The organism is Azospirillum aestuarii (assembly GCF_016632405.1).
Lineage (GTDB): Bacteria > Pseudomonadota > Alphaproteobacteria > Azospirillales > Azospirillaceae > Azospirillum > Azospirillum aestuarii.
Map to the genome: position 1 here is coordinate 358 of NZ_JAEPIV010000065.1, position 8,715 is coordinate 9,072.

Below are 8,715 nucleotides of genomic sequence, written 5' to 3' on the forward strand. Positions count from 1 at the left end.
CAAGCGCGCCACCTCGGTGGAGGAGATCACCAAGGCGATCAGCGAGGCCGCCGACGGCCCGCTCAAGGGCATCCTGGGCGCCTACACCGAGGATCTGGTTTCCACCGACTTCAACCACGACCCGCACAGCTCGATCTTCGCGCTGAACGAGACCAAGGTCATCGACGGCAACTTCGTCCGCATCATGACCTGGTACGACAACGAGTGGGGCTTCTCCAACCGCATGAGCGACACCGCCGTCGCCATGGCGAACGCCAAGTAAGGGCGGAGCGGTGTTGCCCCCACCCCGGCCCTCCCCCGCTGCGCAGGGGAGGGAGATTGTTGCGAAGCGGCGGCAGTTCCCTCCCCTGCGAAAGCTCTCGCGCAAACCAACGGTTTGCGCTGACGCGGCAGGCGGACCTTCGGTCCGCCGAGAGCGGGGGAGGATTAGGGTGGGGGCAGCGCGGTTTCCAATGCCAAAAACTAAAATACCAGTTTTCAAACTCCGCTTTTTAAAGACACCCTTTGAAGGAGCCGTGGCATGCCCCGGACCTCCGACCCGCCGACCGCGCGCATCGCCGCCCTGGAGCGCGACGCCGACTCGCTGCGGCGGGCCTTTCTGACCACGCCGGTGTTCGCCTTGGACGATCACGGCCTGCAAGTGCGCTTCGAGGATTTCGGCCGCACCGCTCTCGCCCTTTTCCGGGAAACGGCGCGGCTGGCCGATGGCGAACAGGCCGCCCAACGCATCGAAGCCGCCTACCACCGCGTCCACGAGGCGTTGCAAGCCGTTGCCACGCTTGCGCTTTCCGGCATAGCGGCGGCCGTTCCGACGCACGGGAACGGCACCGCCGAACCACCGCCGCAGGACGTGCGACACAGTGTCATCCGACGGGGTACGCAGTTCTCCTGACTTGCCTCGCAGCACTGATATACTAGTATCCACTTCATCGACGGCGTGATCCGCGGACAGGCCTCAAGGCCACCGGCCCGGTGCCGCTCCCGCTGGGGATGCGCGGCACGCTCCCCCTCCATGCGCCGCAATCGGCAACCACCACCCCGGACTTTTCATCGACGGCCCAGTCGGACCGCCCCAGGAGTACCGACTATGAACATCAAATCCCGCATCGACCGCATTCCCGGCGGCATGATGATCCTTCCCCTGTTCCTCGGCGCCTGCCTGAACACCTTCGCGCCGAACACGGGCAAGTTCTTCGGGTCCTTCACCAACGGCCTGATCACCGGCACCCTGCCGATCCTCTCCGTCTGGTTCTTCTGCATCGGCGCCAGCATCAGCCTGAAGGCCACCCCGCTGGTCCTGCGCAAGAGCGGCGTGCTCGTCACCGTGAAGATCCTCACCGCCGCCACCATGGGCATCGTCGCCTCCTGGTTCATCCCACACGAGGGCGTCTCGTCGGGCTTCTTCACCGGCCTGTCGGTGCTGGCGATCATCGCCGCCATGAACGACACCAACGGCGGCATGTACATGGCGCTGATGCAGCAGTACGGCACCAAGGAGGAATCCGGCGCCTTCTGCCTGATGTGCCTGGAATCCGGCCCCTTCATGACGATGGCGACGCTGGGTCTGGCCGGTCTGGCCGCCTTCCCCTGGCAGACCATGGTCGGCGCCCTGCTGCCCTTCCTGATCGGCTTCGCGCTCGGCAACCTGGACCAGGATTTCCGCAAGTTCTTCGGTCAGGCCGTGCCGGTGATGGTGCCCTTCTTCGCCTTCGCGCTCGGCAACAACCTGAACTTCGCGGTCATCCTGAACACGGGCCTGCTCGGCATCGTCCTCGGCCTGTCGGTCATCGCCATCACCGGCTTCACGCTGGTCGTCGCCGACATCCTGCTGGCCAAGGGCAACGGCACCGCGGGCATCGGCGCCGCCTCCACCGCCGGTGCGGCCGTGACGGTCCCGCCGATCATCGCCTCCATCGAGCCGAGCTTCGCGCCGAGCGCCCCGGCCGCCACCGCCCTGGTCGCCACCAGCGTCGTCGTCACCTCGCTGCTCACCCCGATCCTGACCGCCTGGTGGGCCCGCCGGTTCGGCGTCCTCTCCCCGCGCCATCTGGCCGCCCAAGAAAGCGCCCAAACGGAAGCTCTGCCGGTCCAGCCCGCCCCCGCCGAATGACGGCGCCCCCGTAGGCGTCTTTCCAGCCTGGACACAAGCCGGAGATTGCGGACCCCGTGATTTCCGGCTTGCACCAGGGCACTGATATACTAATATGCTCCCTTAGGACCGGCCGAGCCGGCGCAACAGGTGCAGCCATGGACATGCCGACCACCCCGACGCCCGACGCCAGCAACGATCACCCCGCCGCTTCGCGGAGCGCGGTGAAGCCTTCCCGCGGGCCGGCGCGGGGCGCCTCCACCATGGCGGCGATCCACCGGTCGCTGCGCGCGGACATCGTGGAGATGCGCCGCAATCCGGGCGAGCCCATCGTCGAGAAGCACATCGCCGAAGCCTTCGGCGTCAGCCGCACCCCGGTGCGCGAGGCGCTGCAACGGCTGGCCGACGAGGGGCTGATCGAGATATTCCCGCAGGTGGGCACCTTCGTCGCCCGCATCCCGGTGAACGCCCTGCCGGAGGCCATCGTCATCCGCACCTCGCTGGAGGGCACCGCCGTCCGCTACGCGGCGCAGCGCGCCACCGGCAGCCAGATTGCCAGCCTGCGCGCCAATCTGCTGCTCCAGCAGGAGACGGTGGAGGACGGCGACCTCAACGCCTTCCACGAGGCCGACGAGCGGTTCCACGCCCAGATCGCCGAGATCGCCGGCTTTCCCGGCCTGTGGAGCATGGCGCAGCAGGTGAAGGTGCAAGTCGACCGCTACCGCCGCCTGACCCTGCCGGAGCCGGGTCGCCTCACCCATGTGCTGGCCGAGCACGCGGCGATCGTGGACGCCATCGCCGACGCCGACCCGGCGCTGGCCGCCGACCGCATGGCCGTCCACCTCGACGGCCTGCTGACCTCCATCCCCCAGGCCCAGGGGGCGAACCCGTTCTTCTTCACTGGTCCCTGATTTGGCCGCCGACCGGCCCTGAAAAACACAAACGAGGATATCGCCATGAAGATCACCGTCCGGCACGCGTCACACCAGGATGACGTCCGCAACTACGACACCACCAAGCTGCGCGACCATTTCCTCGTCCCGTCCATCTTCGAGGCGGACGACATCGTCCTCACCTACAGCCACATCGACCGCTTCGTGGTCGGCGGCGCCATGCCGGTGTCCGGCCCGCTGAAGCTGGAGTCGGCCAAGGCCATCGGCTCGGCCAACTTCCTCGACCGGCGCGAGCTGGGTGCCGTCAACGTCGGCGGTCCGGGCCGCATCACGGTGGACGGCGCGGTGTTCGAGCTGGCCCCGCGCGACTGCCTCTACATCACCATGGGCAGCCTGGACGTCCGTTTCGAGAGCCTGGACCCGGCCAACCCGGCGAAGTTCTACCTGAACAGCGCCCCGGCCCACGCCCGCTTCGAGACGATGAAGATCTCCATCGCGCAGGCCAAGGCCGTGCACATGGGCGACCCGGCCCAGTCGAACGAGCGCACCATCTACCAGATGATCCACCCGGACGTCTGCCGCACCGCGCAGCTCGTGCTCGGCATGACGGTGCTGAAGCCGAACAACATGTGGAACACGATGCCGTGCCACACGCACGACCGCCGTTGCGAGGTCTATTTCTACTTCGACCTGCCGGAGCCGGCCCGCGTCTTCCACTTCATGGGCGAGCCGTCCGAGACGCGCCACGTCGTCGTCGCCAACGAGCAGGCGGTGATCTCGCCGAGCTGGTCGATCCACTCCGGCGTCGGCACCCGCAACTACACCTTCATCTGGGCCATGGCCGGCGACAACCAGGATTTCACCGACATGGACTTCATCCCCATGGAAGACCTGCGCTGATCCCGGAACGCCGAGAGAAGGACTAAGACAATGACACAGGCACATCCCTTCGATCTCACCGGCAAGGTTGCCCTGGTGACCGGCGCCCACACCGGCATCGGCCAGGGCATCGCCGTGGCGCTGGCCCAGGCCGGCGCCGACATCGCCGCCGTGGACGTGGTGCCGCTGGACGAGACCAGGTCCCTGGTGGAGGCCGCCGGCCGCAAGTTCCACGGCATGTCCGCCGACCTGACCAGCATCGCCCCGGTGCAGGGTCTTGTGGAGGAGGTCGTCGGCACCTTCGGCGGGCTGGACATCCTGGTGAACAACGCCGGGCTGATCCGCCGCGCCGACGCCGTGGACTTCACCGAGGCCGACTGGGACCTCGTGATGAACATCAACATCAAGACGGTGTTCTTCCTCTGCCAGGCCTTCGGCCGCTACGCCATCGGCCAGGGCCGCAAGGGCAAGATCATCAACATCGCGTCCATGCTGTCCTTCCAGGGCGGCATCCGCGTGCCCTCCTACACCGCCTCCAAGAGCGGCGTCGCCGGCATCACCCGCCTGCTCGCCAACGAATGGGCGGGCAAGGGCATCAACGTGAACGCCATCGCGCCGGGCTACGTCGCCACCAACAACACGGCGGCGATCCGCGCCGACGAGCAGCGCAGCGCGGAGATCCTTGGCCGCATCCCGGCGGGCCGCTGGAGCGTTCCCTCCGACATGGGCGGCCCGGCGGTGTTCCTGGCCTCCGACGCGTCGGACTACATCCACGGCACGGTCCTGCCGGTGGACGGCGGCTGGCTCGCACGCTGAGGCGGAGTGGTTCCGTTTGAGTGACGAAGCCGGGCGCCAGCGATGGCGCCCGGCTTTTTCTTGTGGCGGTTCGGGTTGAGCCTTGCCCCCACCCCAGCCCTCCCCCGCTGTCGCAGGGGAGGGCTGGGGTGGGGGCAAAAGCGGCTTCGACATGTTTCCACGGGCGTTCCTCAACGCTTCACGGCATAACGGAAGTCCCCAGGACCGCAACGCCGCCCGCCATGCCGACGCCAAACGAAGCTCCCGTGACCGAAACGGAATGGATGATCCAAACCGCGGAAGGCCGCCTCTATGCGAAAAGCTGGGCTCCAGACTCCGCCATTGCCGCGCCGATCATCCTCTTCCACGACTCCCTCGGCAGCGTGGATTTGTGGCGCGGCTTCCCGCAGCGGCTGGCAAGCGAGACGAACCGCCGCGTCATCGCCTATGACCGGCTCGGCTTCGGGCGTTCGGATACCCATCCGGGGCAGCTCGCATTGGATTTCGTTGCCGCGGAGGCGCGGGACGCCATCCCGCCGCTGTGCGGTCAACTCGGCGTGACGGAGTTCGTCGCCTGCGGGCACAGCGTCGGGGGCGGCATGGCCGTCGAGACGGCGGCGCGCTTTCCGGAGCGATGCCGCGCCCTCGTCACCATCGCCGCGCAGGCCTTCGTGGAAGAGAGAACCCTCGCCGGCATCCGCGCCGCCAAGCGCGACTTCCAGGACCCCGCCAACGTGGCGCGTCTGGCACGGTATCACGGCGGCAAGGCCCGGTGGGTTCTGGACGCCTGGACGGAAACGTGGCTGTCGCCCGCCTTCGCCGACTGGACCCTGGACCGCGCCCTGGCGGCGGTGCGCTGTCCGGTTCTAGCCCTGCACGGCGACCGCGACGAGTACGGTTCCAGCACCCACCCCGAACGCATCGCGGCCGGGCGGGGAGCCGCAAGGCTTCTCCCCGACACCGGCCATGTGCCGCACCGCGAGCGGGAAACGCTCGTCCTCGACGCGATCCGGAGTTTTCTGAGCGGGCTTTGAGGCGTCCGCTCAGGCCGCCAGGGGCGACAGCACGGCGCTGTGCGCCAGGATGCCCAGCGTGTGGCTGGCGATCATCCGCTCCTCGTCGGTGGGGATGACGAAGACCGGGACGCGGCTGTCGGCGGCCGAGATGCGCGTGGCGCGGGCGCGGTTCGCCGCCCCGTCGATATGGACACCGAGCCAGCCCAGCTTCTCCGCCACCCGCGCCCGCACCGGGGCGGAGTTCTCGCCGACGCCGGCGGTGAAGACCACCGCGTCCAGCCCGCCCATGGATGCGGCCAGCCCCGCCGCCTGCTTGGCGACCTGGAAGCAGAACAGCTCCACGGCCTCCGCCGCCTGCGGATTCTCGCTGTCCAGCAGGGCGCGCATGTCGTTGGAGACTCCAGACACGCCGAGCAGCCCGGACTTGTGGTAGAGCAGCCGCTCCAGCTCGTCCGGTCCCATGCCCTTCTCGCGCATCAGATAGATCAGCACGCCGGGATCAAGGACGCCGGGGCGCGTGCCCATCGGCAGGCCGTCCAGCGCGGTGAAGCCCATGGTGGTGTCGACGCTGCGGCCCGCCCGCATGCCGCACAGGCTGGACCCGCTGCCGAGGTGGCAGACGACGACGCGGGCATCGGCCAGCTCCGGCGCGATCTGCGGCAGGCGCTGGGCGATGTACTCGTAGGACAGGCCGTGGAAGCCGTAGCGGCGCACGCCCTCGTCGGTCAGCTCGCGCGGCAGGGCGAACATCTGGGCCTGCCAGGGCCGCGTGCTGTGAAAGGCGGTGTCGAAGCAGGCGACCTGCGGCAGCTCCGGATAGACCTCGGCCAGCGCGGTCATCGCCGCGATGTTGTGCGGCTGGTGCAGCGGGGCCAGCGGCACCAGGGCCTCCAGCTCCGCCAGCACCGCCGGGGTCAGCCGGACCGGCGCGTCGAAGCGGGTGCCGCCATGCACGACCCGGTGGCCGGCGGCGACCAGCCGCACGTCCCGCAGCTCGTGCCGCATCCAGGTCAGCAGGAAACCGAGCAGACCGGCGCGGTCGCCGGGGCCAACCTCGTCCAGGATGCCGTCAGCCAGGACGTGGCGGGCCGCGTCCTTGGCCTCGAAGCGCGGGGCGGTGCCGATGCCGGAGATCTGGCCGGTCAGGACCGCCTCCAGATCGTGCTTTCCGGCGCCGCAGAAGACGGAGAATTTCAGGCTGGAGGAGCCCGCGTTGATGACGAGACAGGCGTCACGATGCGACATGGTGTGATCCTCACTCCGCAGCCAGGGGAGCGGCAGCGGCGTTGAGCGCGAGGGAAGGACGGCGCGCGGCGGCCACCAGCGCCGCCACGGCGCAGGAGGCGAGGCGGGTGCGGACGTTGTCGGCGCGGCTGGTCAGGATGACCGGAACCCGCGCGCCCAGAACGATGCCCGCCGCGTCGGCGTTGGCGAGGAAGGAGAGCTGCTTGGCCAGCATGTTGCCGGCTTCCAGATCAGGAACGAGCAGGATGTCGGCCTGCCCGGAGACGGGGGACTTGATGCCCTTGATGCGCGCGGCCTCGGCGCTGATGGCGTTGTCGAAGGCCAGCGGGCCGTCGAGGATGCCGCCGGTGATCTGGCCGCGGTCGGCCATCTTGCACAGTGCGGCGGCTTCCAGCGTGGTGGCGATCTTCGGGTTGAGCGTCTCCACCGCCGACAGGATGGCGACGCGCGGCGTCTCGACGCCCAGGACCTTGGCGAGGTCGATGGCGTTCTGGACGATGTGGACCTTGTCCTCCAGCGTCGGGTAGATGTTGATCGCCGCGTCGGTGATCAGCAGCGCCCGCGGGTAGGTGGGCACGTTCATCACGAAGACGTGGCTGATGCGGCGGCTGGTGCGCAGGCCGGTCTCCTTGCGGACGACTTCGGCCATCAGCTCGTCGGTGTGCAGGCTGCCCTTCATCACCGCCTCGGCCTCGCCGGAGCGGGCCAGGGCGACGGCCGCCGCGGCGGCGGCGTGGCTGTGCTCCACGTCAATCAGACGATAACGGGCGATGTCCAGACCGTGGGCTGCGGCCAGCGCGCGGATCTTCGCCGCCGGGCCGATCAGGATGGGGTCGATCAGGCCGGCTTCCGCCGCCTCCACCGCACCCTTCAAAGAGCTTTCGTCGCAGGGATGGGCGACCGCCGTGGCGACCGGCTCCAGCCCGTCGCACTTGCGCAGCAGCGCGTCGTGCTTGTCGTGACGGATCATCTGGATCTGCGGCAGCGCGTGGGCGGCGCGGCGGACCTTGCGGGTCGGCGCCACCACCTCGGCGGTGCCGGTCACCACGACCTCGCCGTCCTGGTTGGTGCACAGGCAGTCGAAGACGACGATGTTCTTGTCGGCCTGCTTCTCGCGGACGGTCACGGTCGCGGTGATGACGTCGCCCAGCCCGACCGGGCGGCGGAAGCGCAGATCCTGGCCGGCGTAGACGGTACCGGCGCCGGGCAGCCGGGTCCCCAGCACGCCGGAAATCAGCGCGCCGGACCACATGCCGTGGCCGATCACCTTTTGAAAGCGGCTGTCGGCGGCGAATTTCGCGTCCAGATGAACCGGATCGATGTTGCCGGAGACGGTGGCGAACAGCTCGACGTCCATCACGGTCAGTTGCCGCGCGATGCTGGCGGACTGCCCGATCACGATCTCGTCAAAGGTGACGTTTTCGATCGGGGCCGCCTCAATCGGGGCCATGGGGAGGTCGCCGCTGGTTTCACCATTGGCAGTCATTGCAGAACACTCCGGATAAGAGAAAAAGGCATGATGCTGCCCGTTTCAGCCGATCCCTCCCGGCGCGCGCCTTGCTGAAAGGAGAAGCGCGTCTTGCCGTCTTCTTCTGCGAGCGTCTTTTTGTGTACTGATATATTAGCGGAAAAGGCGGTGCGGCGCAGCATATCCGGCAACGCCGGACACTTTGCCGCAGCCGCCTTCCGCTGGGCCGTTACGCCTTGAGGATGCCGCGGCCGGCGAAGCGGGAAGCCACGCCGAGCATTTCCTCGATGCGGATCAGCTGGTTGTACTTGGCCAGACGGTCGGAACGCG

10 protein-coding genes and 1 pseudogene are annotated in these 8,715 nt (G+C 68.4%); 7 read left to right on the forward strand and 4 right to left on the reverse strand.

What is annotated here, in order from left to right; genetic code table 11:
• The 7 genes and pseudogenes from JJL56_RS33555 to JJL56_RS32240 form a co-directional block, all read left to right on the forward strand.
• Nucleotides 1–262, forward strand: a pseudogene (locus JJL56_RS33555) (erythrose-4-phosphate dehydrogenase); the annotation flags it as partial.
• 258 nt (nt 263–520) lie between these two features.
• Nucleotides 521–892 (forward strand): hypothetical protein, encoded by a 372-nt coding sequence (locus JJL56_RS32215; RefSeq protein WP_200487851.1) that lies wholly within the window; start codon nt 521–523, stop codon nt 890–892.
• Nucleotides 893–1,087: 195 nt separating this feature from the next.
• Nucleotides 1,088–2,110: a 2-keto-3-deoxygluconate transporter gene (gene kdgT / locus JJL56_RS32220; RefSeq protein ID WP_145629735.1), complete on the forward strand. Its 1,023-nt coding sequence runs from the start codon at nt 1,088–1,090 to the stop codon at nt 2,108–2,110.
• 137 nt (nt 2,111–2,247) lie between these two features.
• The gene (locus JJL56_RS32225) at nt 2,248–3,000 is read left to right on the forward strand and encodes a GntR family transcriptional regulator (RefSeq protein WP_200487852.1); all 753 of its coding nucleotides are present in this window, start codon (nt 2,248–2,250) and stop codon (nt 2,998–3,000) included.
• A gap of 45 nt (nt 3,001–3,045) precedes the next feature.
• Nucleotides 3,046–3,882: a 5-dehydro-4-deoxy-D-glucuronate isomerase gene (gene kduI / locus JJL56_RS32230; RefSeq protein WP_079285396.1), complete on the forward strand. Its 837-nt coding sequence runs from the start codon at nt 3,046–3,048 to the stop codon at nt 3,880–3,882.
• 30 nt (nt 3,883–3,912) lie between these two features.
• Nucleotides 3,913–4,677 (forward strand): 2-dehydro-3-deoxy-D-gluconate 5-dehydrogenase KduD, encoded by a 765-nt coding sequence (gene kduD / locus JJL56_RS32235; RefSeq protein WP_145629733.1) that lies wholly within the window; start codon nt 3,913–3,915, stop codon nt 4,675–4,677.
• 245 nt (nt 4,678–4,922) lie between these two features.
• On the forward strand, nt 4,923–5,690 hold the full coding sequence (locus tag JJL56_RS32240; RefSeq protein WP_247889692.1) for an alpha/beta fold hydrolase: 768 nt from the start codon (nt 4,923–4,925) through the stop codon (nt 5,688–5,690).
• Nucleotides 5,691–5,699: 9 nt separating this feature from the next.
• On the opposite strand, the gene JJL56_RS32245 is transcribed toward JJL56_RS32240, so the two are convergent.
• The 4 genes from JJL56_RS32245 to JJL56_RS33830 form a co-directional block, all read right to left on the reverse strand.
• The gene (locus JJL56_RS32245) at nt 5,700–6,917 is read right to left on the reverse strand and encodes an acetate/propionate family kinase (protein WP_145629731.1); all 1,218 of its coding nucleotides are present in this window, start codon (nt 6,915–6,917) and stop codon (nt 5,700–5,702) included.
• Between the two features lie 10 nt (nt 6,918–6,927).
• Complete coding sequence (locus JJL56_RS32250) at nt 6,928–8,403, reverse strand: bifunctional enoyl-CoA hydratase/phosphate acetyltransferase (RefSeq protein ID WP_200487853.1); 1,476 nt, start codon at nt 8,401–8,403, stop codon at nt 6,928–6,930.
• A complete protein-coding gene (locus JJL56_RS32255) occupies nt 8,400–8,567 on the reverse strand; it encodes a hypothetical protein (RefSeq protein ID WP_200487854.1) in 168 nt (55 codons plus the stop codon). Before JJL56_RS32255 ends, JJL56_RS32250 begins: the two co-directional genes overlap by 4 nt.
• A gap of 47 nt (nt 8,568–8,614) precedes the next feature.
• A partial coding sequence (locus tag JJL56_RS33830) for a hypothetical protein (protein WP_200486985.1) occupies nt 8,615–8,715 on the reverse strand: 101 nt, incomplete at its 5' end.

Coding starts and splice junctions, on each gene's coding strand:
- JJL56_RS32215 (WP_200487851.1), top strand. CDS start 521: ATGCCCCGGACCTCCGACCCGCCGACCGCGCGCATCGCCGCCCTGGAG.
- kdgT (WP_145629735.1), top strand. CDS start 1,088: ATGAACATCAAATCCCGCATCGACCGCATTCCCGGCGGCATGATGATC.
- JJL56_RS32225 (WP_200487852.1), top strand. CDS start 2,248: ATGGACATGCCGACCACCCCGACGCCCGACGCCAGCAACGATCACCCC.
- kduI (WP_079285396.1), top strand. CDS start 3,046: ATGAAGATCACCGTCCGGCACGCGTCACACCAGGATGACGTCCGCAAC.
- kduD (WP_145629733.1), top strand. CDS start 3,913: ATGACACAGGCACATCCCTTCGATCTCACCGGCAAGGTTGCCCTGGTG.
- JJL56_RS32245 (WP_145629731.1), bottom strand. CDS start 6,917: ATGTCGCATCGTGACGCCTGTCTCGTCATCAACGCGGGCTCCTCCAGC.
- JJL56_RS32250 (WP_200487853.1), bottom strand. CDS start 8,403: ATGACTGCCAATGGTGAAACCAGCGGCGACCTCCCCATGGCCCCGATT.
- JJL56_RS32255 (WP_200487854.1), bottom strand. CDS start 8,567: ATGCTGCGCCGCACCGCCTTTTCCGCTAATATATCAGTACACAAAAAG.